The organism is Pyxidicoccus xibeiensis (assembly GCF_024198175.1).
Taxonomy (GTDB): Bacteria; Myxococcota; Myxococcia; order Myxococcales; family Myxococcaceae; genus Myxococcus; species Myxococcus xibeiensis.
This window is the reverse complement of sequence record NZ_JAJVKV010000002.1, coordinates 1165230-1191839: the sequence shown is the minus strand read 5'-3', so window position 1 is coordinate 1191839 and position 26610 is coordinate 1165230. Positions and strand designations below refer to the sequence as shown.

16 protein-coding genes are annotated in these 26610 nt (G+C 70.1%); 6 read left to right on the top strand and 10 right to left on the bottom strand.

What is annotated here, in order from left to right:
* Window positions 1–142: 142 nt before the first annotated feature.
* Window positions 143–637, top strand: coding sequence for a hypothetical protein (locus LXT23_RS12570; RefSeq protein WP_253980363.1), 495 nt, complete (start codon window positions 143–145; stop codon window positions 635–637).
* A 154-nt stretch (window positions 638–791) separates the two neighbouring features.
* On the opposite strand, the gene LXT23_RS12565 is transcribed toward LXT23_RS12570, so the two are convergent.
* Together LXT23_RS12565 and LXT23_RS12560 are read right to left on the bottom strand one after the other, a co-directional pair.
* Complete coding sequence (locus tag LXT23_RS12565) at window positions 792–2864, bottom strand: hypothetical protein (protein WP_253980362.1); 2073 nt, start codon at window positions 2862–2864, stop codon at window positions 792–794.
* 174 nt (window positions 2865–3038) lie between these two features.
* Window positions 3039–4646, bottom strand: a complete 1608-nt coding sequence (locus tag LXT23_RS12560) for a CocE/NonD family hydrolase (protein ID WP_253980361.1) — start codon at window positions 4644–4646, stop codon at window positions 3039–3041.
* Window positions 4647–5014: 368 nt separating this feature from the next.
* On the opposite strand from LXT23_RS12560, the gene LXT23_RS12555 reads away from it, so the two are divergent.
* Window positions 5015–6847, top strand: coding sequence for a serine hydrolase domain-containing protein (locus LXT23_RS12555; RefSeq protein ID WP_253980360.1), 1833 nt, complete (start codon window positions 5015–5017; stop codon window positions 6845–6847).
* Window positions 6848–6921: 74 nt separating this feature from the next.
* On the top strand, window positions 6922–8115 hold the full coding sequence (locus LXT23_RS12550; protein WP_253980359.1) for an App1 family protein: 1194 nt from the start codon (window positions 6922–6924) through the stop codon (window positions 8113–8115).
* A 108-nt stretch (window positions 8116–8223) separates the two neighbouring features.
* Here LXT23_RS12550 and LXT23_RS12545 read toward each other — a convergent pair whose 3' ends face one another.
* Both LXT23_RS12545 and LXT23_RS12540 read right to left on the bottom strand, forming a co-directional pair.
* Window positions 8224–9078, bottom strand: coding sequence for a class I SAM-dependent methyltransferase (locus tag LXT23_RS12545; RefSeq protein WP_253980358.1), 855 nt, complete (start codon window positions 9076–9078; stop codon window positions 8224–8226).
* Between the two features lie 16 nt (window positions 9079–9094).
* The gene (locus LXT23_RS12540) at window positions 9095–12337 is read right to left on the bottom strand and encodes an eCIS core domain-containing protein (protein ID WP_253980357.1); all 3243 of its coding nucleotides are present in this window, start codon (window positions 12335–12337) and stop codon (window positions 9095–9097) included.
* Window positions 12338–12878: 541 nt separating this feature from the next.
* Here LXT23_RS12540 and LXT23_RS12535 point away from each other — a divergent pair.
* The gene (locus tag LXT23_RS12535; RefSeq protein WP_253980444.1) at window positions 12879–13859 is read left to right on the top strand and encodes a pirin family protein; all 981 of its coding nucleotides are present in this window, start codon (window positions 12879–12881) and stop codon (window positions 13857–13859) included.
* 112 nt (window positions 13860–13971) lie between these two features.
* Window positions 13972–15030, top strand: a complete 1059-nt coding sequence (locus LXT23_RS12530) for an SMP-30/gluconolactonase/LRE family protein (protein ID WP_253980356.1) — start codon at window positions 13972–13974, stop codon at window positions 15028–15030.
* A gap of 59 nt (window positions 15031–15089) precedes the next feature.
* On the opposite strand, the gene LXT23_RS12525 is transcribed toward LXT23_RS12530, so the two are convergent.
* The gene (locus LXT23_RS12525) at window positions 15090–16553 is read right to left on the bottom strand and encodes a glycoside hydrolase family 6 protein (RefSeq protein ID WP_253980355.1); all 1464 of its coding nucleotides are present in this window, start codon (window positions 16551–16553) and stop codon (window positions 15090–15092) included.
* 166 nt (window positions 16554–16719) lie between these two features.
* Between LXT23_RS12525 and LXT23_RS12520 the strand changes: the two genes are divergently transcribed.
* A complete protein-coding gene (locus tag LXT23_RS12520) occupies window positions 16720–17808 on the top strand; it encodes an ankyrin repeat domain-containing protein (RefSeq protein WP_253980354.1) in 1089 nt (362 codons plus the stop codon).
* Window positions 17809–17884: 76 nt separating this feature from the next.
* On the opposite strand, the gene LXT23_RS12515 is transcribed toward LXT23_RS12520, so the two are convergent.
* From LXT23_RS12515 to LXT23_RS12495, 5 genes are all read right to left on the bottom strand, one after another.
* Window positions 17885–21121 (bottom strand): HYR domain-containing protein, encoded by a 3237-nt coding sequence (locus LXT23_RS12515; protein ID WP_253980353.1) that lies wholly within the window; start codon window positions 21119–21121, stop codon window positions 17885–17887.
* A 239-nt stretch (window positions 21122–21360) separates the two neighbouring features.
* Entirely contained in the window at window positions 21361–23199 is a 1839-nt protein-coding gene (locus tag LXT23_RS12510; RefSeq protein WP_253980352.1) for an N-acetylmuramoyl-L-alanine amidase, read from the bottom strand.
* 85 nt (window positions 23200–23284) lie between these two features.
* Window positions 23285–24049, bottom strand: coding sequence for a DUF3592 domain-containing protein (locus LXT23_RS12505; RefSeq protein WP_323378913.1), 765 nt, complete (start codon window positions 24047–24049; stop codon window positions 23285–23287).
* 333 nt (window positions 24050–24382) lie between these two features.
* The gene (locus LXT23_RS12500) at window positions 24383–25435 is read right to left on the bottom strand and encodes a DUF3616 domain-containing protein (RefSeq protein ID WP_253980350.1); all 1053 of its coding nucleotides are present in this window, start codon (window positions 25433–25435) and stop codon (window positions 24383–24385) included.
* Window positions 25436–25633: 198 nt separating this feature from the next.
* Window positions 25634–26605: a formylglycine-generating enzyme family protein gene (locus LXT23_RS12495; protein WP_253980349.1), complete on the bottom strand. Its 972-nt coding sequence runs from the start codon at window positions 26603–26605 to the stop codon at window positions 25634–25636.
* Between the last annotated feature and the right edge of the window lie 5 nt (window positions 26606–26610).

The window sequence follows — 26610 nt, the reverse complement described above, 5'->3', positions numbered from 1 at the left end:
CGCAGGTGTACTCCATGGCCAGCACGCTCAAGGACTCCTCGGTCTGAGGAGGCCCGTGGCCTATGTTGGGCATCCGATGACGCGAAAGCAGCCCGGCCACAAGGCGCACTCCACGCACCCTACGGGGCTCGGTGCCTCGTTGATGCATACCGTTCGTGTCTGGCAGCTCGCCCCGATCCGCACCGGGTGGACCGCCGTGCTGCCCGTCCGGGCCGGACGTGAGGAGGCGGCGCGGCGGCTGGTGACCGAGGCGCTGGCGCAGAATCCGGACATGGGAGGGGAGCCGCCGCGCAACGCGGTCGGGCTGCTCGAGCCGGGGGCCGGCCGCCGTGGGATGCAGTTCAACCCGAGCGAGCGCGCCTCGTGGCCGCCCGCGGCGCTCTACCTCGAGTTCATGCCGGCCGGCTCCGACATGGTCTACGCGCAGTACGAGCTGGCGCAGCACATCCTCGAGAGTGCCGCGCCGCTGCTCGAGGATGCGCGCTGGTACGCCATCCTGACGCAGTGTGAGGACATCCTCGACCGTTGGGAGCTCACGGCGGGCCGGCTGCGCTACGAGCGGCAGCTGACCGACGAAGAGCAGGCCCGAGAGCTGCTGCAACAGCTCGAGCCGTCGCTCCGGGGCCGTCTGCGCTGAGGCAACCGCGTCGTCACGGGGATTGTGGCTCGCAGGCCGCGTACACGACGTGGTGGCAGCCCCTGGCGGCGAGTGACAGGGGCTCGGAGTCAGCCGGGTTCAGGACACGGAATCATCCAGCGGAGGGCGGGGACGCGGCCATCCCTGGTGCAGCTCAGTTTCCAATCACCCGGATGTGTCCGTAGGGGGCCGCGGAGGTCGAGGTCGTGCACCTCCCCGGATTGATGTACCAGAACTCGTTCACGTCGCCGGCAGCGAGCGGTGCCGTGAATTGGAAGGCATGGCTCGTGGGATATGGGGCCGTCATGTTGGGAAAGGAGGCACCCTGCTGCAGCGCGATGGCCTTCCGTCGTTGGTGGAGCTGTTGCCCCCACTCATGCAGGTTCTTCTGCCAGGCGGCGCCCTGTGCCGGATGGTACCCCTCCGTGTCCAGGACCGCGGCTGCGGGGCCCGTGCCACGAGTGTGGCCTACGGCCCAGGCAGCCTCTTCGTAGAGCTCGAAGTACATGGCATTGGAAGCCGCGGTCATGTTCCAGAGCGCGGAGTCGAGCTCACCGGGCTCAATGGTGGAGTTCGTGGTCTGATAGCCAATCAATTGTCCGAGGTAGCCTTCTTCAGCGGCCCACGAGTTGGGGCAGCCGGAGCCGACGCCGCTCATGAGGGGAACCAAGCCTGAAGCGTCGTGTCCGAAGTAGTTCTTGCCATTGGCGTCCACGAGGAGTGGATGCACGACGCTCTGCAGGCAGTCTTGCGCCGAGCCCTGGTCGCGAGGATGCACCTGCAGTCCGCTGTGCTGGGAGACGAAGAGCTTCCCGGTAGCAGCGTCGTCACCTATCGTGTTGGGGTCGCCTGGCTGTGCGAACCGTCCCTGCCGGCCGAACTCGAGAACCGCCTCGGTCTGTTCGGAGCTGCCTGGAAACCCGGAGCCTACACTGCCGCCGTCGTCGCGGAAGTAGTTGCTCGGGTCGAGCACCCGCGGAAACCCGTCCTGGATCAGCATGTAATGGAGCGACTTCTCTCCATTGAAAGCAGTCAGGATCGTGTTCTCGATATCATTGTAATACGTGTAGAGCGCGTCAGGCGTGTACCCGTAGGTCGTATCAGCCCAGATTTGCGTGTTGCACAAGCACGCGCCCGGGCTCCCCGCGGCGTCTGGATCCAGGCATCTCCTAGGTAACCGTGCCTCCCCGGTCGTGAGATTGAGACCTGACACCTTGACATATCCCAGGACCTGGAAGAACCGCGCGTCAGCCTTGAGGTGAGTGGCCAGTGCCTCGTAAAGCCCTTCAATCTTCGCGACGTAGTTCGGGTCGGCGGGAGAACCGAGCTTCAGCTCATTCCCACAGGTGTCAGGCGGCGAGCCGTTGCTGCGGAACGAACCGAAGTCCTTGACCAGGACCGGGACGACGTTGCTCTCAGGCGGTTGCTGAAGCCCAGGCATGATGACGGGGAAATGGTCATAGTCGTTGAAGATGAAGGGAGGCGTGTCCTCGCCCGCATGGATGTTGATGCTGACCATCTTCCCGCGCTTGAGGGCTTCCCTGAACGCCTGGTCGACGGGACCCCAGTCCGTGACGACGCTGGAGCCATCATAGTGTTGCAGGTCCTTCCACCGGATCCTGAGCACCACGCCATCGATGTCGGGATTGTCCCAGACGCTCTGCACCACCTGCGAGATGCCTCCCTGGGTGGGGTCCGCGGCAGGGACCCACTCACCGTGCCTGTCGAGAACCTCCTTGGTGCAGAGCAGGTGATTCGTGGGAGGGCGCCACTCGCTTCGTTCGTCGACGTAGCGCACCTCGGGAAGGTTGGCGGGGTTCAGGACGGTATTGCAGTCGGCGTCGGGGTCGGGGTGCGACGTCTCGATGTAGCCGTATCCCTGCGGGCCCAGGACGTGGATCCCGGAGAGCCCCAACCGCGTCGGGCCAGACAGGTTCTCCTCGGGGGCCCCCTCTGCTTCGCTGGGGCCACCCGCGACAGTCCCGCAGAGCTGCTCCCGGGTGTGAGCAGGCCCGGGCTCGCCGATCCGGGCGATTGCGTCGGTGGTGCTGAAGGGGACCCCGTCCTCCCGGACCCACAACACCGCCTCGCCTTCGTTGATGTCGAGGGTCGGGGGGTCGAAAGTCCCGTCCAGGTTCACCTTGATCGTGGGGACACTGCAGGCCCATGGCGATACCCCTGCAACCAGGCTCAACAGCGCGACGTGCTTCCATCCAATGCGGCTCATGGTTCTCCCCACGCGGTTGACCGCTTCGTCAGGGAGAGGGAGCAGACCCATCCAGGTTGTCACGCCGGCCCCGTGCAGCCTGGCTGGCCGGCAGACAGGAATCCGGGACGGCGCGCCTCCACGAGACGCAGCGGAGGCCGGAGCCCTGCCCCCGCTGGCGCCCTGAAGCTCCTGTCAGCGCAGCGGCAGGTCCAGCCAGGACGGGCCGCCAAGCGACAGCGGCGCACCGGTGGTATTGGCGTCGAAGTAGAGCGGGTCCTCCGTGTCGACGACGAGCGCGAGCCGGTGCCACGCCGGGACGTCATGGGCCGTGGCGGGGAACACCACGTCCAGGTCCAGCGGGACGCCGGGCGTGGCGCCGTACCACGAGAAGGGCACGTGGGTGATGAGGCCGCCGGAGTCGCCACTGAGGTCGTACAGGTAGGCGACGACGGTGCCGGAGGCCGTGGACGGGGTGATGCGCAGGCGCAGGGTGGCGACACCCCGGATGGAGATGGCGCGCGTCGTGATGGCCGACGTCCACACCCCCGCGTTGAGCCGGTTGACGCCCGGCAGCCAGACGGTGGGAGGAATGCCGGTCAGCGCCTGGAGCCCATTGGTCAGCAACGCCACGCCCGCGTCGGCCTGGGTGTCGTAGCCCGCCCAGACGGTCCTCGCGCCGCTGGTGGCCGGCGCGCCCCCCAGCGTGCCCGTACCGTCGAGCAGGCGGATGGCGCCGAGCCCGTAGCGCTGCGTCCCCGAGGAGACGTCGGCCCAGGACGTGTAGCCCTCCACCGCGCCGTCGTAGGTGCGCAGCACCACGGGCGGCTCACTGTCGATGCCGGTGTCCACGCCCGCGACGTACTGGTCCATCCAGCGCGTCACGCTGGTCCACACGTGGTTCGGCAGGCCCAGCAGGCCCGTGGCCTCCACGACGGCATGGTCACCCGGCGCGAACTCCAGGCGCCGGGGCCCCGTGAGCTGGCTGAAGAAGGACGCGAGCTGGTTGGGCGGGAAGAGGCTGTCGCCGTAGGCATTGGCCATCAGGATGGCGGGCGCGTTCGCGTTGATGCGGCCGATGTAGGTGGCCGCCGAGCGCACCCGTCCCCAGGCCTTGATGCCCTCGATGTCGCGGTTGGCGAAGTAGTTGTCGACGGTCGTCCTCAGCTCGGGGCTCGGCCTGCCCAGCAGCCGCGCCGCCAGGTCCAGCAGGGCCACCGCCTGCGGCCGCCGGGTCTCCCCGCCGTACAGCGAGGCCACCAGGTCCGTCCAGCCGGAGAGCGCGGCGACCGCCTTCACGCGCGAGTCGAACCCCGAGGCGATGAGGGAGATGCCGGCCCCGTATGAAACACCCGCGAGCCCGATGCGCGAGCCATCCGCCGGGGTATGGGCCAGCATCCAGTCGATGACGCGCGAGGTGTCCGCGATGTCCGCGGGCCCCGCCGTGTCGATGCCGCCACCGGAAGCCCAGAAGCCTCGCGGCGTATAGGAGAGCGCGACGTAACCCCGCTGCGCCAGCGCGCTGGCCTGGGCCAGGTACTCCAGGTCGTTGAGGCCCCAGCTCGAGACGAAGACGATGGCCGGGTGCGGGCCCGGCGTCGTCGGCGCGATGTAGTTGGCCTTGAGTACGGTGCCGTCGCCAACGGGGATGTCGACGAACTTGAAGCCGGTGGTCGGCACCGCGGCCAGGACGGCACGCGTCGCCGTATCCCGGACGGGCAGGGCCACTCCAACGAGAGGGAGGAGCACCGCGACGAGAAGAGATGACAGACGGAGGAATGACGAGGGGAAGCGCTGAGCCATGAGACACCTTGGGGGAAGGTGAACAGGAAGCGCACTCACCGTACTGGTTCATTGACTCTCGAATCAAGGACTGAGCCGGATTTCGAGAAAAACCTGCCCATAGCCATTGGTTGCTGCAACGGACCGCGGCCCGCAGTGAGTTTGCCTCCTTCCAGGTGGGTCTCCACGGAGGACAGGCGGGGCTGACGGGGGTACGCGCAAGCCTGAGCGCCCTGGAGAGGCCAGGCTGCATCGAGGCACCGCGCTGCACGCAATGGAGGTGGGGGTACGGCGTAGACACCACCGAGCCGGCTCCCGCGCTCAGGCGACGGGCCACCCTGGCATCCGGAGCCCGGCCGGGCAGCCGCGCCCCCCTCCTTGGAGAATGGATGAAGCGCCTTGCCCCCCTCTGTGTCGTCGCGTTGCTCGTGCCCACGCTCGTGCTCGCCGCGAGCCTTCCCGGGCCGAATGCACCGGCGTCACCGGAAGAGCTGCGCCAGAAGCTGACGGAGCTGATGCACGAGCAGGACATCCCGGGGGCGAGCTATGCGGTGTTCGACCGGGACGGCACCGTGCTCACCGGGAGCCTCGGCCTGGCCGACCACGGAGCCAGCACCCCGGTCAGCGAGGACACGCTCTTTCGCCTCGGGTCGATTACGAAGACGGTGACGGCCATCGCCATCCTGCAGCTCGTCGAGCAGGGCCACTTCGGCCTGGAGACGCCGGTCTCGGACCTGCTTCCCACCGCGCCCATCCGCAACTCGTTCCAGGCCACCGACCCGGTCCGCGTGCTTCACCTGCTGACGCACACGGCGGGCTTCGACGATACGCATGCCAAGGCCTTCTTCAGCCCCGTGGAGCGCCGCGGGCGCCACCTGGAGAGCAGCCTCGCCCACCCCGAGCCGCTGGTGGTGCGCTGGCGCCCCGGGACGGCCGAGAGCTACAGCAACCCGGGCTACGTGCTGCTCGGCGCCATCCTGGAAGCCCACTACCAGCAGCCGTGGGACGAGGTTGTCTCCAGCAAGGTCCTGAAGCCGCTGGGCATCGAGCAGACCACCGCGCTGACCTCCGAGGCGATGAAGCGGGACCATGCCGAGGGCCACAGCGGCGGCGACATGCACCGGACCGGCACGCCCTTCGAGCTGACGCAGGCGCACGGTGCGCTGTGGAGCAATGCGAAGGACCTGGCCAGGCTCGGCCGCTTCCTGCTCACTGACGGCGCTTCCGCCCCCGGCGTGCTGCGTGCGGAGACCGTCCAGATGATGAAGCGGGCCCAGGGAACGCGCGGCGCGCAGGCGAAGCTGGCCTACGGCCCGGGGCTGGGGCTGCTCCCCCGGATCGTGAACGGCGAGCAGTGGCAGGGCCATGCCGGTGGCGTGCTGGGCGCGAAGGCGAGCCTGCACTTCCACGCCGGACACGGCATGGGCTACGTGCTGCTGGTCAACAGCGAGAACTCGCTGCGCAAGCTCGAAGCCGTGCTCGTGGCCTACATCGCCCGGCAGACACGGTGGAAGGCGCCCACCGCGGCCGCCGTTCCACTCGCGAGCGATGTCGACGGCTGGTATCGCCTCGCGAACCCGCGCATCTCGTTGCTCGGCCTTCCCACCTACCTGCTCAGTACAGGCAGGGCGCGGGCGCAGGGGGACATGCTGAGCATCACCCCCTTCGTGCCGGGCACGGGCTACGAGGCGAGCCTGAAGCACCACGGCAACGGGCTGCTCGCCGACACGGACTACGGCGACGTCGTGGACGGCGTCGTGCTCCGTGACGAGGGCGGGGCCGTCATCGGCCTCCAGCTGGGCAGCGACAGCCTGCAGCGCACGTCCATGGCGTCGGCAGTGCTTCCGCTGCTGAGCGTGCTGCTCGCCCTGCCCCTCTTGCTGAGCGCGCCCTTCGGACGGCGCAAGGCCCTGCGCAACCGCTGGACGCGCCGCCTTCCCACCCTGGCCGTGCTGGTGCTGGTGCTCGGCCTCGTCTGCGCGGCGAACCTCGAGCTGAGCCTGCTGGGGCAGATGAACTGGCAGACCGTGGGGGTGTGGGCCGCCAGCGTCCTCTTTCCCGCGCTGGCGCTGGCCGGTGTCGTCGTCAGTGTCCGCACCTGGCGCCAGGAGACCGCGACGCTGGCCCGGTGGCGCTGCCTGCTGGGGTCCGCGTCCGCCCTCACCCTCAGCCTGTGGCTCGCGTCGTTCCACCTGGTCTCGTTCGCGCTGTGGCGGTGGTAGCCCCTACCGTCATCGACTGAACGCCCGGCATGCACCGGCCGGCCGCCATCCCTACCTTCCCCGAAGGGAGGACCATGGCGAATCCACTCGTTCGTCTCACCCGCCGTACCGTAGGTGGGGCCAAGCGCCTCAAGCGGCGGGCCAAGCAGCGCCTCGGGCTGTTCGACCCGCTGCAAATCCTACCCTTCCGCAGCTACGGCACCCGCGAGTGCCTCGTCGTCAGCGGCCGGCTCCTCGAGCGTGAGGGCGTCATCTACGACTCCGACGACGCGGCGGCCTCGGAGGACGCGACGCGCGCGCGGAACGGGCGGCTGGACAACCTGCGCGCCTCCATCCGGCGCTTTCGCAGCGACGAGATTCCGGACGCACGCATCGCGGTCCGCTTCGGCGCGTCCCGCCAGGAGGTCGTCACCGACGAGGAGGGCTTCTTCCGCCTGGAACTGCAGCTGCCCGAGCCGGTGGAGCCCGGCTGGAAGGAGGTGGAGCTCCAGCTCCTCCAGTCCATGGCCGGCTCGGAGGGCATCCGGGCGACGGCGCACGTCTTCGTGCCCTCCGACGAGGCGGAGTTCGGAATCATCAGCGACGTGGACGACACGGTCATCCGCACCCGTGCCACCCACCGCCTGGAGATGGTCCACACCGTCCTCTTCAACGATGCGCACAGCCGCAAGCCCTTCCCCGGCGTCGCCGCCTTCTACCGCGCGCTGGAGCAGGGCCCCGACGGCAGGGGCCTCAACCCCATCTTCTACGTCTCGCGCAGCGGCTGGAACCTCTACGACCTGCTGGACGCCTTCTTCGAGGTCCAGGACGTCCCGCACGGGCCACTCTTCCTCACCGACATCTCCCTCATCGAGCCCAAGTCGACGGCACTGGGCGAGGGCCAGGACAAGCTGACGCGCATCCGCAAGCTGCTGGAGACCTACCCCGCCCTGCCCTTCGTCCTCATCGGCGACAGCGGGCAGCAGGACCCGGAGGTCTACGGCACCATCGTCCGCGAGCACCCGGGCCGCATCCGCGCCGTCTACATCCGCGACGTCACCGGCCCCCGGCGCGACCAGGAGGTCCGGGCGCAGATGGAGCAACTGCGCGCGCTCGGAGTCCCCGCGCTGGCGGTGCGGGACACCTGCGAGGCGGCGAAGCACGCGGTGGGCGAGGGGCTCATCGGCCGCACCGCCCTGCCCCGCATCGAAGAAGCCTCGCGTGCGGACGAGGCACGGCCCCCAACGGCCCGGCAGCGGGAACCCGAGCCGCACGCCCAGCGCGGCTGAAGCAGTACCGCTCCGACCGCCGGGCTCGGAGCGTCGGTCCTGGCGGGAAGGCCCGAGGTCCGCCTTCCGCGGCCTCACGAGCCACGTCACTCCGCCGGGCTCGGAGCGTCAATCCTGTCGGGAGGGCCCGGGGTCCGTCTTCCTCGCCACCACGAGCCACGTCACTCCTCCAAGCTGGACCTTGTCGCCCGTCCGGTACGGCTCGCACTCACGGGCCACCTCTTCCTCCCAGGCCGGCTGGGACTCCAGCGGCAGCTCCGCCATGGCGCCCGCGAAGTCGCGAATCCAGCGCACGACGCCCGCGGCATCCGCTGCCTCCATCACGGGGACGCGCATCGCCTCGACGTGCTCCATGGCAAAGCCGCAGCGCTGCAACACGGCGCGCAGGTGCTCGGGGTCGGAGAAGCGGAACACGCTCGGGGCGTCGGGCTCGATGGGAGGCAGCGCACGGAAGCGGGCCAGGGTCCTGCGCGGCAGCGACGCGTACTCCACCTGCTCCGGCCCCGCCCAGGTTGAGCACACCAGCAGCCCCGAGGGACGAAGCGCCCGCCATATCCGCTCGAGCGCACGCTCGGGCCGCGGCATGTACATCAGCCCCCAGCGCACGGTGGACGCATCGAACGACTGCTCCGGCACCTCGAGCGTCTCCGCATCCGCGGCGCGGAACTCGACGTTCGCAAGGCCCAGGGCGCGCGCCTGCTCCCGCGCGGCCTCCAGCATGCCGTCCACCAGGTCCGTGCCCAGCACGAAGCCGGAGGGTCCCACCCGCTGCGCGGCGCGCAGGGCCGGCTCGCCCATGCCCGAGGCCACATCGAGCACCCTCACCCCGGGCCGGAGCCGGGCCAGGTCGAGCATCCGCTCGCTGACGGGCGCCGTGAGGCGGGACTCCATGTCGTGATTCCGGCGGACCAGCGCGACGCGCTCGGTCCAGGTGTTCTGCCTCGGGGGTCCCTGGGTCGTCATGAGCGTCCTCGGGACACTACTTGGACTGGCCCGACTTCTTGCCCAGCTTGTCCAGGTAGTCTTTCAGGTACGGGCCGACGGGGACCTTGGGCTGCGAGCCCGGAGCAAAGCCCACCAGGACCTTCGGATTGTCGATCAGCTCGGAGGTGAGCCGCTTGCGCGCCCCCATGGCCGCCACGTCCTGGCCCGCGAACTGGGTCGCGGTGTCGAAGGTGACGGTCAGGTCCTTGTCGGAGTACATGACCGTCGCCTCGTGCATGAAGGTCAGCCACTGCTTGACCACCTGGGGATTGGGCGTGGTCGAGAACTCGACGGTGCACTTGCCATTGGCGCAGTCGTAGGGGTTCGGCATGGCGCGCATGATGGTGGTGACACTGTGCTTGCCGATGAGCTGGACCTGGGTCTTGTAGGTCCAGGGGTTCCGGTTCGGGTCTCCGGCGGCGCCGAGCGGGCCGGTGGCGATGTCCTCGAAGCGCAGGGCCCCGCCGGCGGCGCCCATCGGTGAGACCATGTTGGAGATGTCCGGAAGCTTGCCGGCCTCGGGCTTGAAGGCCCGCATGCCCTGGAGCGCCTTCTTCGCGCTCGCCAGCTGGAGCTCGAGCTGCTTGAGCTTGTCGGACTGCGGCTTGCTCTTCCTGAGGGCCTCCACCTGGGCTTCCAGCTGCTTGGAGGCCTTGTAGTGCTTCATGTACTCCTGCTCCATGGGCAGGTCGGACCACTGGAGCCAGTAGATGCTGGCGCCCGGCGGGAGGTCCGCCGCGCTGGTCGGGCGCTTGAGGAAGGCCCCCGGCACCCGCTGGTCCTGCTGCGACTGGTAGTACATCGCGTTGGCCCTCAGTCCACCCGGCCGGACATGGCCCCGCACGTTCTGCAGGTAGGAGCCGAGCTGGTCGCACACGAGGCTGGACGTCAGCGATGGTGAGAGCGTCTTGCCGTGCTGGGCGCGCCAGCCCGTGGAGTCCTTGTAGAAGGCCTCCTTGCTGAGGACCTTCCGCCACGCGTCCAGCTGCGCCTGCTCCTGGGGCGTGGCGCCCACCACGTCCTTCAGGCCCTTGCTCTTCGTGGCGTCCTCCCAGGTGGGGTCCGCGGTCTCCAGCCGGAGCTGGGTGAAGGCGGTGAGCTCCTTCCACACGGCGTCGGGAATCTGCCCGGCATCCTTCATCTGCTTGAGCAGCGAGAGGGCCTGCTTGTCATTGAGCACGCCGAGCTTCGCCCTGGCGTTGCGCTCGTAGATGGCGAACAGCACCGCCTGGCGGCTCGCGCGCGCCCCGCGGACCTGCTTCAGCCCCTTCGGCGTCAGCTTCGCCTCTTCCGAGGCGAGGCTCGCGTCCTCCTTCGCGATGGCCTGCCTGACACGCTCCGCCTCCGGCGGGTTCGCACCGAGGTGCTGGAGCTCCAGGAAGAGCGACTGCAACCGCGCCTCGATGCGTTGAACCTCGGCGTACGCCTGCACGTCCGCGCCCGCGAGCTTCCGGGTCACCGCGTCGCCCTCCGAGCCGGCCAGGGTCTTCTTCTCCGCGCCCGTCAGCTCCAGCCCCTTCCTGTCCGGGTGGGCCTCCAGGAGCGCCTGCCCTCGGGCCACCATGCCCCGGCGCGTCTCGGGCGAGGCCGCCTCCAGCTCCGACGTCTTCAGCAGCTGCAGCAGGCGCTGCGGGCTGTACCAGCTGCCGTGGGCGCTGGCGTACCGCATGCCCGACAGGTGGATGACGGCGTAGCGGACCCACTCCGGGTAGCGCGTGCCGTCGTCCTTGTCGAACAGCGTCTGGATTTCCCGCAGCAGCTGCTCGTGGCTCATGTCCTTGAGCTGCCGCGTGTAGTGCTGGAGCTTCCACTTGAGGATGGCACCGGCGTTCCCCGCGGTGACCTTCGCGATGTTCTGGAGCTCGGCGCTCAAGACCTTGCTCTCCGCCTCCGCGTCCTTGAGCTCCTTCTTCAGGACCTTGCTCGTCGTCTGCAGCTCCGCCTGCTGCCTGCCGAGCCGCTCGATGGGCTCGTCGAGCGGCCCGATGAGCAGGTCATACTCGGCCTGGGTGCCGGCCACCTTCCCTTCCGCCGCGCCCTTCCTCTCGCTGGCCTGCTGCTTCTTGCCCTCCCAGAACCGGAGCTGCTCCTGGTACTTCTTCTCTCCCAGGGTCGCCTTCGTCTTCTCGACCCAGGCCAGGTTCTGGTCCGCCATGGCGAGGCTCTTGTCGTGGCGCTCCAGCTCCGTGCGGGCGGAGGCCCGGGTGGCCATGAGCTCCTGGGCCCGGCGGTCCTTCCTCAGGGTGTCCCGCTTGTGGGCCTGCGCCGCCTTCAGCTCCAGCGCCGTCTGCCGGAGCTGCGCGTCCGTGGAGGCGAGCTGCGCCTTCTTGTCCTTGATGGCCGCCTGCGTCCTGGTGAGCTGCTCCCGGACCTGGGTGGCCTCGGCGGCGGCAATCTCCCGCGCCTTCTCGTTGGTGAGGTCATCCCCTGTCACCGAGTAGCGGTGATGCAGCGCCGCCTCCTTCTGGATGAAGAGGAATTGCCGCAAGCTGTTCAGGCGCTCGTTCCCCTCCGTCTTCGAGGTGCCGTACACCGTCTCGAGCAGGTTGGGGTCCTGCCACTGATAGTCATACCGGGTCTCCAGCTCGGGCACCTTGGCCGGGTCCTGGACCTCCGGGACCTGCACGCCGAGCCCGGGCTTGCGCTGCAGGGCGCCCGCCGCGCCACCGGTGGATGGGCGCCAGGCCGGAGCCGCGGCTGCGAGGCGGCCGGGGGTCCCCGCCGCGACCTGGGCCTCCATCCGGTCGGCTTCGCGCTCCGAGGCGTGGTGTGCGTCGACCACGCCACCGGGCACGGCGCTGCCCCCGCCGGACTGCTGGACGACATGCGTGAGCTCATGGGCCAGGAGCTGGCGCCCGCTCGGGGTGTGGGGAGCGTACTGGCCCGCCCTGAAGACGATGTCGCGCCCCACCGTGTAGGCGCGGGCATCCACCGCGCGTGCCGAGGTGTCCGCGCCTCCATCGGCGTGTACGCGCACGCGGCTGAAGTCGTGCCGGAAGAGCGGCTCGAAGTCGGCCCGCAGGGCGGAGTCGAGCGGGCGGCCGCCGGAGCGCAGCACCTCGCCGACCACCGGAGGGATGGCGCCCACCCCTCCGCCAGTGCTCGGCTTCCGCTGGAGCTTGAGCGGCTCCTCGTCGTCGCACGTCTCGCATTTGCGCTGGAGCACGGCGTCGCGGGTCGACGGGCCGGCCTCCCTGCTCTCACCGGGCCGGCGCGCCGCCGCACCCGGCTGCTTCATCAGGGAGCCGGCGCCTGGCGGTGGGGGCGCGGCCGATGAAGCCGTGAGCGGAAGCCGACCGAAGTCGACGGAGAGGTGGGCTCCGGGCGCGCGGTCGCCGCCCGCGGTGCCCGGGACGGCGTCGCGCCGCGACTCGCGGGACGCCTGGGAGGTCCGCCTGGACGCGGAGGTCGACTTCGCACTGCGCACACCCGGAGTGAATGGACGCATACTCCAGTTTGTACACCGATTCGCGCCTCCGCGTCCCCTGGTCCAGCCAATGGGGCGGATGGATGTCCTCCAGGAGGCGCGCTCCTGGCTGGCGGGGGACCCCGAAAGGCATGCACACTGGGCGGCCTGGGATTAGTCGCTCCGGGCGGCATCACACACGAGGTGGAGCTTGAGCGGAGTGAGCCGGAGAGCAGCGCTGAAGTTGCTCGCGGCGGCGGGGGCCACGACGGCCACGGCCTGCTCGCGAGGCACCGAGAAGTCGAAGGAGCAGAAGATGGGTCAGCAGGGCAGCGAGCAGCCAGGCGCAATCATCGGTCTCACCCCGCTCGGGATGCAGTGGCCGACGCCGGATCCCTTCCTCTTCTGCGTCCACCACGACGACAAGTACCCGGCGGGCAACGCGCGGATGGGGCCGTCCGCGTCGCTGTCGGGCCGCCAGCTCGGGCAGGACTTCGCCGGGCGGGACGGCTGGAACATGTACCACGGCACCGTCGTCCCCGGCTTCCCGCAGCACCCGCACCGGGGCTTCGAGACGGTGACCATCGTGCGCAGCGGGCTGCTGGACCACTCCGACTCGCTGGGCGCGGCGGCGCGCTTCGGCGGCGGTGACGTGCAGTGGCTCACCGCGGGCGCCGGGGTGCTGCACTCGGAGATGTTCCCGCTGCTCCACTCCGACAAGCCGAACCCGGTGGAGCTGTTCCAGATCTGGCTCAACCTGCCGCGCGAGGACAAGCTCGTGGCGCCGCACTTCTCCATGCTCTGGAACCACGTCATCCCGAAGCACGTCGCGCGCGACGAGGCGGGGCGGACCACCGAGGTCACCGTGGTCGCCGGCCGGCTCGGGGACGTGAAGGCGCCGCCGTCTCCGCCGAAGTCCTGGGCCTCTCGCGCCGACGCGGACGTGGCCATCTGGACGCTCAAGCTGGCCCCCGGCGCCCGGTGGACGCTGCCGGCCGCCGCTCGCGGCAGCAACCGCATGTTGTACTTCTTCCAGGGCTCTGGCCTGCGCGTGGCCGGCCGCGCGATTCCTCCGTCGCACGGCCTCGAGCTGCGCGCCGAGCTGGACGTGGAGCTGGAGAACGGCGCGGACGTGGCGGAGCTGCTGCTCCTGCAGGGCCGGCCCATCAACGAGCCCGTCGTGCAGTACGGCCCGTTCGTGATGAACTCGCGGCAGGAGATCCAGCAGGCCTTCGCCGAGTACCAGCGCACGGGCTTCGGCGGCTGGCCCTGGCCGAGCGACGACCCGGTCCACGCCCGGGAAGAGGGACGCTTCGCGCGGCACGCCGACGGCCACATCGAACGTCCGGCCTGAGCGCCCGAGCCTCGAATCCCTCGGAGACAGGGGCCGGGGCTCCCGCCCCGTTTCACCATCAAGGCGCGTGAGCGCACGGAACCGGGCCTGCCGAAGCGCTAGGCTCCCCCCCATGAAGAAGAAACTCCTTCTCGGGTTGGGTGTGCTCACGGTGGTCCTGGCCGGGTTCGTCCTGAAGACGCTCTCGGACGCAGGGCAGTTCAAGCAGCTCACGCCCCACCATGCCGGCCGCTGCACCCCGGTGCCCGGCATGCCCGGCGCCGAGGACATCACCTTCCACCCCACCCTCGGCTACGCCTACGTCTCCTCGGATGACCGGCGCGCCACCCAGGCCGGGCGCCCCGTGCCGGGCGGCATCTACCGGTATGACCCCACCGGCGCCACGCCCCCCGTGCTCCTGACGGGCGCCTTCTCACGCGACTTCCACCCGCACGGCTTCAGCCTGTTCGTGGCCCCGGACGGCACGCAGACCCTGTTCGTCATCAACCACACGGAAGCTGGCTCACACCAGATAGAGCGGTTCGAGGTCGGCGTGGATGGAATGCTCGTCCACCGCCGGACGCTGAGGGACGCGGCCCTGGTGTCGCCCAATGACCTGGTCGCGGTGGACGCCGAGCGCTTCTACGTCACGAACGACCATGGCCTGGCACCCGGCGCCGCGCGGATGGTGGAGGACTACCTGCAGCTCGCCCTGGGCAACGTGGTGTATTTCGACGGCACGGGCTTCCGTGAGGTCATCCGTGACACGGCCTATGCCAATGGCATCAATCGCTCCGCGGATGGCCTGACGGTGTATCTGGCGCAGTCCATCGGGCGCTCCCTGTCCGTGTATACACGCGACGTGGCCTCGGGTGCGCTGACGGCGCGGCGGACGCTCCCGCTGGGCACCGGCCCGGACAACATCGAGGTGGATGCCCTGGGACACCTGTGGATCGCCACACACCCGAAGCTGCTCGACTTCGCCGCCCACGCGAAGGACGTGAGTGGCGCGACGCGCGCTCCCGCGCAGGTGCTGCGGCTGAAGCCCTCGGGCGACTCGCTGGAGCTGGAAGAGGTCTTCCTCGATGACGGCCAGCGGACGTCCGGCGTCGCCGTGGCGGCGGTCTCTGGAAACCGCATGCTGCTCGGCCCCGTCTACGAGGAGACCCTGCTCCACTGTGAATCGCCATGAGGAAGGCCGTCCCCGTCTGAGCGCGGAGGCGGGCCGGGACCTCCCCGGCCCGCGGTGGCTCAGGTCCCGTCGATGAGGCGGATGGCCAGGTCGGGGCTGAACGTGCCCGCGGGCGTATTCGGGGCGATGCCGCACTGACCGTCCGAATCCCCGGGGACCTTCACCCACAGCAGCAGCTCCGCGCCGCCGCCCACCTGCGACGGGGTGCCGAGCCTGCGGCCGCCGGGGTTGCACCACTCCCCGTTGGAGCCATTGCCGTTGCGGCTGGTGTCCACCACGAACGGCAGCGTGTAGCCGTACCGGTTGTTCAGCGCGGTGTTCACGGCCGAGGCGTACGAGGCGGACGCGGCGGTGGTGTGGAAGTTCGACACGTTGAGGGCGAAGCCGCGGATGTTGCGCGCGCCAGCGGACTCCAGGCGCTGGGCCATGGTATCGGCGGCAATCCACGTGGCGTTGCCGCCATCCAGGTAGGCCCACGTGTTGGGCGCACGGGCGCGGAGCTGCTCGGTGGCGTAGCGCAAGAGGCCCAGTCGCGTCTGGCGCTCGGTGTCATTGGGCAGGCAGTCCAGCTGGGCGACGGCGTCCGGCTCGATGATGACGATGGCCGGGCGGGTGCCCAGGCCCGTGACGAAGTTGGAGATCCACGTGCGGTACGCCTCGGGGCTGCCCGCGCCGCCTCCGGAGTGGCTGCCGCAGTCGCGGCCGGGGATGTTGTACGCCACCAGCACGGGCAGCTTGTCCGCCGCGTCCGCGGCGGCGACGAAGCCGGACACCGCCGAGGCGATGTCCCCGCTCCAGTTGCCGAACCAGCGCGCCCCGGGCCTGCTGGCAATGGCCGACTGGATGCGCGCCGCGCGTGAATCCCAGCTGTTGTTCCGCACCCAGGTGGCGGGGTTGGAGTTCGGGTCCACGTAGAAGCCGCTGGTCATCCCCAGCGGCCCGGAGCCGGTGCTGCTCCCCGTGGTGAGCGAGATGTCGTCCAGGTGCAGGGTGAAGGCCCCACGGCCGCCGACCTGGAACGTCACCTGCCCGGCCCCGGTGCTCAGCGACGAGGTGAAGGGGAACGTGAACCGCCGCGGCGTGCCGTCCAGGGAGATCTGCTGGTCCAGCGGCGCGGTGTACGGCGCGCTCCCCAGCTGCACCGTCGCGCGCACGGTGACGGGCGCCGTGGCCGAGGCGGTGAACGACAGCGTGTAGGCCTGCCCGTTGGCGAGCACGATGCCGTCCTGGCCGATGGGCGCGTCCCACGGGTTGACGGTGCCGCCGGCCACGTCGACCCGCCACCGCCCCGCGTCCACGCGCGACGAGGTGTTGGGCCCGCTCCACCACGGGGCCGTCGTCGTCCCGCTGAACGTGCCGTTGACCACCAGCTCCGTCAGCGCGGCGGACGAGACGCCCTCGTGCGTCTCGGGGGGCGCTTCCGGCGCCGCGCCGCAGGCGATGACGAGGGCCGCCGACAGCGAGCACGCTGCCGAAGCAAGGGACCGACGGGACAGCGGACTTCCATTCAAATGGAGTGACATGAAGCGGGACCTCCGCCCACGAACCCGACGTCAGGAAGTGACGTCCGGATGCACGCGGGCGCGCCCCGACATGGTGCCACCACTTGCTTGATTTGCCAGTGTTACAGTATTTGCGGACTTGCACAGAGTAATGGCAAGCGCGGTGGGTATGGCCTACGACGGAGGCATGACGGACGCGCAACACGAGCTGGTCAGGCTGATGCAGCAGATCGACAACCTGCACTACACCCAGACCTACAAGAAGGCCGAGCTTCCAGAGGCCGAGTACCTCGAACTCCTGGGCAAGCAGCAGGCGCGCAACGCCGAGGTCGTCGGGAAGATCCGCCAGCTCCTGTCCGAGGGCGTGAGCCTGGACTTCAAGACAGTCAACAACCACACGCCCCTGGCCGTCGCGGTGACCCAGAACAACGTCGAGCTGATCCGCCTCCTGAGGGAGTACGGGGCCGACATCCACGCGACGATGGGCTGGGACACGCCCATCCACCGGGCCGCGGAGTTCGGAGCCGACCGGGTCGTCCAGTTCCTCATCGACAACGGCGTGGACCCGAGAGGGAAGGACCCCTTTGGAAGGACGGTCCTGGCCGTCGCGCGAAGCTCGCGGCACAGCAAGAGCGTCGTCCCGCTGCTGGTCGAGCTCCTGAAGAAGACGAAGTCCCAGCGGCCGCCTCCGCCGAAGAAGCTCAAGGAGCTCAGCGAGGAGGCCGTCACCCGCTACCTGGCGGGCGCCGCGCCGGGCCCCCTCGCCGCGCTGGCGACGTTCATGGAGAGCGTCTTCGTCGAGGAGCACTCGGTCACCCTCGACGGGCTCTACGCGAGCATCGAGGAGCACGGCGCCATGCAGCCGGAGCTGGTGTTCGCCTGCATCGGGCTCATCCGCGAGGTGTCGACCCGCGCGCCGAAGCAGAAGACCGTCAAGAAGGTCTCCAAGAATGTGTCCATCCACCACGGCGACCTGGTGGTGGACGGGAACCTGGGCGTGGGCTCGCTGATGGTGACGGGGAACCTGACGGTGAAGGGCGATGCCGCGAACCGCCAGGGGCGCCAGCTCTTCGTGGGCGGCGACTTCGAGTGCAATGCCTTCTACACGGAAGGGCCCGTCATCATCGGAGGTGACCTCCGGGCCCGGACGGTGGAGGCCGTCTACAACGACTACGCCCTGGACGTCCGGGGGACGCTGAAGGCGGACACCCTGACCATCGACCGGCACCAGGTGAAGGCGGGCCGGTTCGACGTCCGCGAGCGCAGCGAGAAGTAGCCCGCGGTTCAGGGCACTGCTGGCCGGGAGTACCGCCCGGAGGGGCGCGTGAAGCCGAGCGCCCCTCCGGCATTTCTCAGTGAGCCATTCCCACCTGGGGCGCCACGTCGGCGTCACGGGCGAGCGGAGACAGCGGCTCCGGGCCGATGAAGACCTGGAGGAATCGCTCCGTGACATTCCCCGCCGCGTCCACGGCGCGGACGAAGATGACGCGGTCTCCCCGGTTCACCAGGTCCACCTGGTGGGTGACGGTGCCCGTGCCGCTCGGCACCTCGCTGTCCATCACCCACTGCGTCCACACCCGCGTGGGCGACACGTCTGTGACAGACGACACCACCTGCACCACGGGGGACGAGAGCTCCTGGCCGGCGGTCGGCGAGAGCACGGTGAGCACCGGGGGGGTGAGGTCCACGGTGATGGTCGTCGTCCGGCTCCTCCGGACTCCCGCCGCGTCGATGGCCACCATCTCGATGACGTGCGTGCCTTCCGCGAGGTCCACCTCGACGTTGTTGTAGCCGCCGACGGGGTTCACCGTGGTGGGCGCCAGGTGCGGGCCCCCATCCACGGTGAAGTAGACCTCCGTGACGGCGGCGCCCGAGACGCCGGGCGTTGCATAGCCCCAGAGCGTGTGGTGCGTCAGCTGCGTATAGCGCGGCTGGTTGCCCAGGGTGACGGTGGGCGGGTTGGGCGCTTCCAGCACCTGGATGGTGGAGTTGCAGGTCGCCTGGTTCCCGGCGCCATCCGTGGCCGTGTACGTCACCGTGTGCGTTCCCGCCACGTATGTCCCGGCCTGCGGCCCGGAGACCTGGGGCGTGGAGCAGGCATCACCGACAGTGGCCGTCCCGGGAGTGACCTGGGCGCCCTCGGGCTCCGTGGCCTGCACGACGATGGGCGCCGGGCAGATGAGCGTCGGCGGCGTCTGGTCCTCCACCGTCACCATCGCGGTACACGAAGAGGACACCCCCTCCGAGTCCGTGCAGGTGAGCGTCACCTGCCGCGAGCCGACGCCGGACGCACACTCCGGCGACTGCACGCAGGTGATGGTGTCGCCCGGGTCCGGGTCATACGAACTCGCATTCACCGAGCCACACCCGCTGCACGTGCCGTTGGCGACCACCGTCACGTCCTGGCAGCGCGCCACGGGCGGCAGGTTCGTCCGGGCCACACAGGCCGAGCCCTCGCAGCTCGGCCCGTCGTTGGGGTCGTCCCAGACGATCTGCTGGGCGCCGGACGAGGCCTCCGGCATCCCCTCGGTGAAGGCGAAGACGCGAATCTCGTTCGCACAGGCCTGGAGCGGCACGGTGAACGAGAAGGTCGGCTCGATGCCGCAGTTCGTGCACAGCGTCACCTCGGGGCCGCCATTGACCTGGTACCAGATGCGGTCCACCTCGGTGCCGCTGCTCCTCACGATGCCCGACACGGGCGCCTCTCCGGTCGCCGAGCACTCGCTGTTGGGCGCGATGGACACCGTGTGCGGAGGCACGATCTTCAGCCGCTGCCCACACCCCAGCACCAGCGGGAGCGGTGAGAAGTTGGCGTTGTTCGTCTGGCCATTGGCATTCACCATCACCGCCGACCGAGCCACGGTGTAGGTGCCCTCCGGGAGCGACATCCGGATGGAGCCCCGGGTCGCGGGCTGGCTGGCGCTCGGGGTGCCCGTGAAGTCGCCGCTCAGCAGCTGATACGCGGCCGGCCGGCCCCGCCAGTCCGTGCCGGTGAAGCCGCCGTTGATGAGAGCCCGGGGATTGTAGAGACGCCCCAGCGCCGTCCAGTAGTCGAGCTGGACTTCGTTGAAGCAATACGCGTGGTCGATGCGACCACGCTCTCCGGCCCCCAGCTGATGCGTGTTCTGGTTCTGGCGGAGGATGAATGCTCCTGCGCCGCCGCCCTGCGGGCCCGCCTCGAACCGGAGCACCAGGGCCTGCGTCCACGTCCTGCGAAGGTTGAAGGGGCTCGCCAGGACGAGCTCGTACTGGCTCGCGAGCTCTCCGGTCGCCGGATTGAAGCGCGCGCCGACACTGCCATTGGTCGCGCTGGGGGAGCTGCTGGCGGAGAGATAGGTTCCCTGGTTCATCAACCTGTCGGGTATCCCGTCTCCATTGGCGTCGAAGTCCGCCGAGAACATGAGCGACTGGAGCGAGCTGGGAGCGCCCGGATGCTGGGTGACGTACGGGTCCACCAGGCGGAGCTCGCCGTGGAGGTACGCGGGCTGCATCACGTAGGGATACCGGCTCACGCCGTCCACCACCCTCGTGACGGGGGTGGTCTGGTTCGCGATGACCGAGATGCCATCCACCGCATACCCGGTGTTGACCTCCATGAAATGCCGGGAGGGCCCGAGGCGCGCGCTGGTCGTCATGCGATAGCCGCTGCCCTCGGCCAGGCTCCCCAGGCTCCACCAGGTGCTCGGCTCACTGATGGGCGCCGAGGGCGTCGTGTCGCTCCTCGTCCGGTTCGAGTAGTCGGGGCGGGGGCCGCCGAGGACGTTGACGCTGCGGGAGATGGGCGTTTCTCCCGACAGCTCCCACGGGCCGCTCAGCCCACCCAGAGGGGGCACCGGCAGCGGGTCGGGCGGAGGCGGAGGCTGCTGCGCGACGATGCAGACGGGAACAATCTCATCACAGCCCGCAGTCGCCTGGACCGTGGTCGAGTTCGAGTACACGGTGGTGCCCGTCCGCACCGTGTAGAAGACACTGATGTTCTGGGGAACGCCGCCACGGACGAACCCGAGGTACTTCCCCTGGCGCTCGAACAGACCGATGCCCGCGGACATGCTCCGCGAGTCTCCAGGCGCGGTGGTGCACGTCGAATCCTGACCGAGCGAGAACTGGAGGACCCCGACGCAGCTGTCGAGCTGCACCTGGGTGGGCGCGGGCTGCACGTCCGGTGTCCTGACAACCACGTTGTCGACGGGCGGGAACTGGAACGAGGAGTTGCCGATGCTGCGCCCCGCGCTGACCCGGTAGCGGACGCCATTGGCGCCGCCCGCGCCCGCCTCCACCAGCATCTCGAAGTTGAACTCCAGCAGGCTCGTCCGAACGCCGTCGGAGCTCGTGGCGGTATACCCCGTGGGCTGGGTGCTGTCCGCGCGTGCGCTGGTGGAATACGACGGCTGGAGCGCTATCAACTCCAGCACCTGCGGATTCTGGTTCGTGAGGAGTGCCCTCACACGCAGGATGTTCGTGTTCAGCTCGCCCGCCGCGCGCTGCTCCTGGGACGCCAGCTCGGTGGAAGCTGACTGCTCAGCGGGAGAACCACACGCCAGGAGCCCTGCACTGGCCGCCGCTGCGACACACCAACGAAACCTCGTCAATCTCATACACCTTCCAGCTCTTGCCGCGTCGTCGCCCTTCCGGAATCGGGGGCGGATCGGGTCACGCGACGGGAGCCACTCCCGCTACGTGCCCGGGGTGTCAGGCTTCTGACACGCGCGGTGCTAGCAAGACAGGTGCCACCTGGAGCTCATGCAATTCCAGGGGGTTGGATGTCAATGAATGGCACGCAGTGGGGTCAGCGCGACCTTTGAGGTCAGCCCATTCCCAGGCATGGGCCTCAGTCCACCTTCGCCACGCGGCGGCGGTCGCTGAGGAACTCCTCCACGCCGTGGGCAATCGCCTTGGCCACCTCGGCCTGGTACTCGCCCGAGGCCAGGCGCTCCTCCTCCTCCGGGTGGGACAGGAAGGAGGTCTCCACCAGGATGGCCGGCATCTTCACGCCCAGCAGCACGTAGAACAGCGCCTCCTTGTGCCCCAGGTCCTTGATGCCCGTGTACTTGCGCGACAGGCCCGACACGAGCGAGCGCTGCACCTGGTTCGCCAGCCGCGACGACTCCTCCGTGTTGGCCTTCGTCGCCAGGTCCGCCAGGATGAACTGCAGGTCGCTGATGCCCTTCTCCGACGACTCGTTCTCACGCGCCGCCAGCCGGATGGAGTAGCGGTCCGCGGACGTGTTCAGCGTGTACGTCTCGATGCCGCGCAGCTTGCGCTTCGCCGCCGCGTTGCAGTGGATGGAGATGAAGAGGTCGCCGTGCTCGGCGTTGGCGAACTTCGCCCGGTCCTCCAGGCGGATGAACCGGTCATCCTCGCGCGTCAGCACCACCTCCAGCCCCTTCTCGCGCAGCGCCTCCGCCAGCTTCTTCGACACGGACAGGGCCACGTCCTTCTCCCGCGTCCCCTCCTTGCCGATGGCGCCCGTGTCATGCCCGCCGTGGCCCGGGTCGATGACCACGCGCCGCACCTTGAGCCCGAGCTGCTCCGCCAGCGTCAGCTCCGCGCTGCGGGACTGCTTCGCCACGGCCTTCAGCCGCGCCTGCGCCACCTGGTCGTCCACCGGACGGGTGATGGGCTTCGGCGGCTCGGGCGCGGCGACGGTGATGTGCGGCTCGGCGGACTTCGCGTCCCGCGCTTCGGTCTTCGCGGGCACCGGCTCGGGCTTCACGTCGCGCGCGGCGACGGCCGCGGACGCCTGCGTGTCCCGCGCCGCCTCGGCCTCGGGCTTCTTCTGCGAGGACGCCACGGCCTGCGACTCGGTCGCCTTCGTGTCCCGGGCCGGCTTCGACTCGGCCCCGGGCTGCGTCACGGGGGTGGCCGCGGCCTGGGCCTCCGAGGGAGCCGCCTTGACCTCCTTCGCCGCCAGGGCCGCCGCCACCGCCGCGTCCAGCCCCTTGCCCTCGGAACCGCCGGACACCGGCGGGGCCGGGTCCAACCGGGGAAGCCTGGGCGACGGCTCGCGGGCAATCTTCTCGATGGCGTCCACCAGCGCGGACCCGGGGCGCTCGGCCGGCGGGGACACCTGGGCCACCATGGGGGCGCGCTCCTCCTCGGTGGGCGCGGGCTTCGCGGGCGCGGGCTTGAGCTCCGGCGCCACCTTGGGAGCCCCCTTGGACGCAGGCAGCGTGGCCAGCAGCGCCCGCATGTCCTTCGCCTGGTCTCCCCTGCCGTTGGTGGCGAGCGTCTCCGTCAGGATGCGGCGCGCCGCGTCCGGCTGGTCCAGCCGGTTGACATGGATGCGCGCCAGCGCCAGCGCCGCGTCGTCCGCCAGCCGGTGCTTCGGGTACCCATCGCGCACCTGCTTGTAGTGGGAGATGGCCGACTTCAGGTCCTCCTCCACGAAGGAGACGCGGCTCAGCTCCTGAAGCAGCTCGCCGGCGGTGAAGAGGGCATCCGGCGCACGGTCCGACTTCGGGTGGCGGCTGGCCACGGCCTCGAACTTGCGCACCACGTTGAGCCAGTGGTGGCGCAGCTTGCGCCGGGACGCGTCGTCCTTCAGCGCGTAGTAGGCCCGGCGGGCGCCCTCGTAGGCCTCCTCGGCCTCATTCCGCTTCGCCGCGCCCACCGCGCCCGGGACGAGCAACAACAGCACGGGGAGCACGAGAGCGAGGCGCGAGGGCATGGGTTCCTCCGGCGGACAGCAAGCTACAGGCGTGTGTCACACGGCCCCATGCCACCGGCAACTTTTCGGCCCCAACGGTCCCCGGTCAGCGCACCCAGCCCAGGTCCTTCGCCAGGTCCTGGTCGATGACGCGCGCCCAGCCGGGCTGACGGGGCAGCACCGCCGCCAGGACCTTGTCCCCGTTGCGCACCGGCGCCCGCCCGGGCCTCACCCGCGCCCGCACCGCGTGCTTCACGTCCTGGCGGAAGTAGGTCGCCGGGAACACCACCTCGCCCCGGGACTCCGGCAGCGGCGCGTCGGGCGTCAGCCACACCAGCGCGCCCAGCCGCAGCGGCTCCACCTCCGCGCGCCACAGCCGGCGCACCTCCCAGGTGAAGAAGCCCACCGCCACCAGCGCCCCCAGGGCCAGGCCCCATGGCAGCAGCCCCACCCGCGAGGCCCGCGCCCGCGCGAAGCCCGCCTCCCGGGGCCGGTCCGGTACCGCCGGGTCCACCAGCAGCCGGATGCGAGCACCCCGCCCCAGCCCCTCCGCGTACTCGGCGAAGGTCCGCACGTTGGCGACGGAGTGCTCCTTGTCCTGGAAGGTGTAGATGACCTCCAGCGCGCCCTCCGCCCCGTCGCGGGCATCCGGCGGCGGCAGGCGTGAGGCCACCACCAGCGCCTCCACCTCCTCCGCGCGTGAGGCGAAGGCCTGCTCCTCCACGAAGAAGCGGCCCGCCAGGGCCGCGCCCGTGCCGAAGAGCATCATGGCCGCGATGCCGAGCACGACGCCGCGCACGAGGCGCCCCATGGCGCCGGGCACCTGGGACAGTCGTACCTTCCGGGGAGCATGAGGAATGGCCAGCTGCATGCGGCACTGAGCCTACCTCAGCTCGGGTCACGGCTCCGCTCGCCCGTGACGAGCAACCCCATTGCGCTCCGGGTGGCGGGCGGGGGTGCCCATCGGACATGGCGGCCGAGGCGCCAGCGCCCGGATGCCGAGCTCGCACGGAGCGTCAGCAGGGCTCGCGGAGGCGCTCCCACCTCCACCTCGAGAGCCAGGGCCTGATGGCGAAGGCTCCAGCGCCCCGATGCCGGATGCCAACTTCGTACCGAGCTCCAGCAGGGGCTCGCGGAGGAGCCCCACCTTACCTTGGGGCCCACAGTCTGACGGCGCCTCGCGGCCGGGAAGTCTCGGCCCCGCTCAGGTCTGCTCGGGCGGCAGCTTGACCCACACGCCACGGAAGCGCTTGCGGGTCGGGTCCTTCAGCTTCTTGCACTCGACTCCGTCGAGCGGGACGGTGCCGTCGTCGCTCAGGAGCAGGATTTCATCCACCTGCTCGGGCGTGAAGAAGGCCTCGGGGTTGAGGCCGGTGAGGTCGATGTCGGGCACGGGCACTGGCGCATCGTCGCCGCCGCGCCAGGTGAACAGGCGCGAGGTGGCCTCGCTCGCGGTGCCGCCGCTGATGATGAGGTAGCGCCCGCGCCACCAGGACAGGGAGCGGATGCCCAGCCCTCCCAGGTCCAGCAGCCGGGGCTCGCCCAGGCGCGCCCGGGTGGTTCCGTCCACCAGCTCCTTCGGGTTCAGCACCGGCACCACCAGCGCCCGCCCCTCGGGCACGGGGCTGCGGAAGCCGATGAGGATGGCGCTCTCATCCGCCGTCGCCGTCATGCCCTCGATGTTCAGTCCCCCCGGAGACTTCGGCGCCAGCGCCTCTGCCTCCGCCAGCCCGAAGCGGGCGAGCCGGGAGTCCGCGAGCAGGTCATCCAGCAGGTGCGAATAGGGCCGCCCCACCAGCTTCGGGCCGCCTTCCGTCTCCTGCGTGGCGAAGAAGCGCAGGCGGCTCGGCTGCTTCTTGCCGGAGCTGTTGCGGCCGTGGGACGTCAGCCAGAAGGACATCGAGCCCAGCCCGGTGGCCGCCTCGATGTCGGCCTCCGGCGGCTTCTTCTTGATGGGCAGCTCCAGGTCGGGCGACAGGTCCACGCGCTGGACGGGCACGCCGCCGCGCCGGGCGTCGTAGACGCGGAGGATGTTGTCCTCGTCGTCGCCCACCACGAACAGCTCTCCGCCGAGGGCCACCGCCCCCGACGCATCACACATGCCCTCGAAGACGACGGGAGCATGCGCCCCCGCCCCGCCCACGTTGGCGGAGGGCGCCGCCGCGCTGCTCATCGGGACGCCAGCGGGTTGCTCGGGCACACCACGGGCCGCACAGCCCGTGGCCAGGACTCCTACACAGATGAATGCCAGCCTCATGGCCCCACTGTTCTGCACGACTGGCGCCTTCGGGGAGTGGCGCGTCACGGACTGTAATCTGACGGACAGGCTCGGAGTCCTCCCCTGCGCGCGACTCCGGTTCCCGGAATGTGGGAGCAGGCGAGCAGGGCTTCCGACTCGAGCAAAGCCTTGCGCCGTGAGCTCGCCGTCCTGCCAGCTGATGCCCGGGGCAGTCCTTCAGGGCCCGCCGCGGGGCCGCGTCCCCTCCACGTCCTTCGCGCAGCGGAAGCCCACGTTGTTGAAGGGGGCCTCGGGCCGGGCCTTCCCCCGGTAGAACAGGCCGTAGCCGTGGCAGGACTTCGCCGAGCACCACCACGAGCCGCCGCGAGTCACGCGCTCCTCGCCCGCCCCGGTCGTCACCGGGTTGCGGACGCCCGCCGCGCGGCGGGCATACGCGCCGGAATCATAGACGTCCGCGACGAGCTGCCAGACGTTGCCCACCGGATCGAAGAAGCCCCACGCATTGGCGGGAAAGGCGCGCACCGGGGACAGGTACACGTGGCCGTCTTCGCCGCTGGGCTGGCGGTGGTCGGCGCCCTGCCAGAAGTTGAGGCCGTAACTCGCGTCGGGCCGCTTCGGCGAGTCGCCCCAGGGAAAGCGGGTGTCCGTGGTGCCCGCGCGCATCGCGTACTCCCACTCCGCCTCGGTGGGCAGCCGCAGGCCGTGCGCGCGGCAGTACGCCAGCGCGTCCACGTGGCTCACCATCGTCACCGGGTGGTCGGGGCGCGGTGCGTAGTCCTTCGGAGGCGAGGCGCCGAACGGCGCGCGCCAGGTGGCGCCCGGGGTGCGGCGCCACTCCCACTCGGCCAGGCCCGCCTCGGCCACCATGCCGTAGCCGAGCTGCTCGGCTGTCGTCTTGTAGCCCGTGCGCTCGGTAAACCGGGCGAAGGCCTCCACGGTGACGAGCGTCTCGTCGAGGAAGAATGCGTCGACGCACACGGCGTGGCGCGGCGTCTCGTCCGCGCGGGGCGAGCGCTTGCGCCCCATCCAGAAGCGCCCCGCCGGGACAACGCGCATGCCCTCCGGAGGGCGCGCCTCCGGTGCTGGCCGCGCGAAGTCGCTCGGACAGGCCTCCTCGGCGTGTGCGGCGGGCAGCGGCGCGGCGGCGCCCAGGAGGAAGGCGAGCGCGACGCGTGCGCTGCCACGCAACGACA

Bases quoted from the DNA above. Each gene is read 5' to 3' on its own strand.
- LXT23_RS12570 (WP_253980363.1), top strand. From the start codon at position 143: ATGCATACCGTTCGTGTCTGGCAGCTCGCCCCGATCCGCACCGGGTGG.
- LXT23_RS12565 (WP_253980362.1), bottom strand. From the start codon at position 2,864: ATGAGCCGCATTGGATGGAAGCACGTCGCGCTGTTGAGCCTGGTTGCA.
- LXT23_RS12560 (WP_253980361.1), bottom strand. From the start codon at position 4,646: ATGGCTCAGCGCTTCCCCTCGTCATTCCTCCGTCTGTCATCTCTTCTC.
- LXT23_RS12555 (WP_253980360.1), top strand. From the start codon at position 5,015: ATGAAGCGCCTTGCCCCCCTCTGTGTCGTCGCGTTGCTCGTGCCCACG.
- LXT23_RS12550 (WP_253980359.1), top strand. From the start codon at position 6,922: ATGGCGAATCCACTCGTTCGTCTCACCCGCCGTACCGTAGGTGGGGCC.
- LXT23_RS12545 (WP_253980358.1), bottom strand. From the start codon at position 9,078: ATGACGACCCAGGGACCCCCGAGGCAGAACACCTGGACCGAGCGCGTC.
- LXT23_RS12540 (WP_253980357.1), bottom strand. From the start codon at position 12,337: ATGAAGCAGCCGGGTGCGGCGGCGCGCCGGCCCGGTGAGAGCAGGGAG.
- LXT23_RS12535 (WP_253980444.1), top strand. From the start codon at position 12,879: ATGCAGTGGCCGACGCCGGATCCCTTCCTCTTCTGCGTCCACCACGAC.
- LXT23_RS12530 (WP_253980356.1), top strand. From the start codon at position 13,972: ATGAAGAAGAAACTCCTTCTCGGGTTGGGTGTGCTCACGGTGGTCCTG.
- LXT23_RS12525 (WP_253980355.1), bottom strand. From the start codon at position 16,553: ATGTCACTCCATTTGAATGGAAGTCCGCTGTCCCGTCGGTCCCTTGCT.
- LXT23_RS12520 (WP_253980354.1), top strand. From the start codon at position 16,720: ATGACGGACGCGCAACACGAGCTGGTCAGGCTGATGCAGCAGATCGAC.
- LXT23_RS12510 (WP_253980352.1), bottom strand. From the start codon at position 23,199: ATGCCCTCGCGCCTCGCTCTCGTGCTCCCCGTGCTGTTGTTGCTCGTC.
- LXT23_RS12505 (WP_323378913.1), bottom strand. From the start codon at position 24,049: ATGCAGCTGGCCATTCCTCATGCTCCCCGGAAGGTACGACTGTCCCAG.
- LXT23_RS12500 (WP_253980350.1), bottom strand. From the start codon at position 25,435: ATGAGGCTGGCATTCATCTGTGTAGGAGTCCTGGCCACGGGCTGTGCG.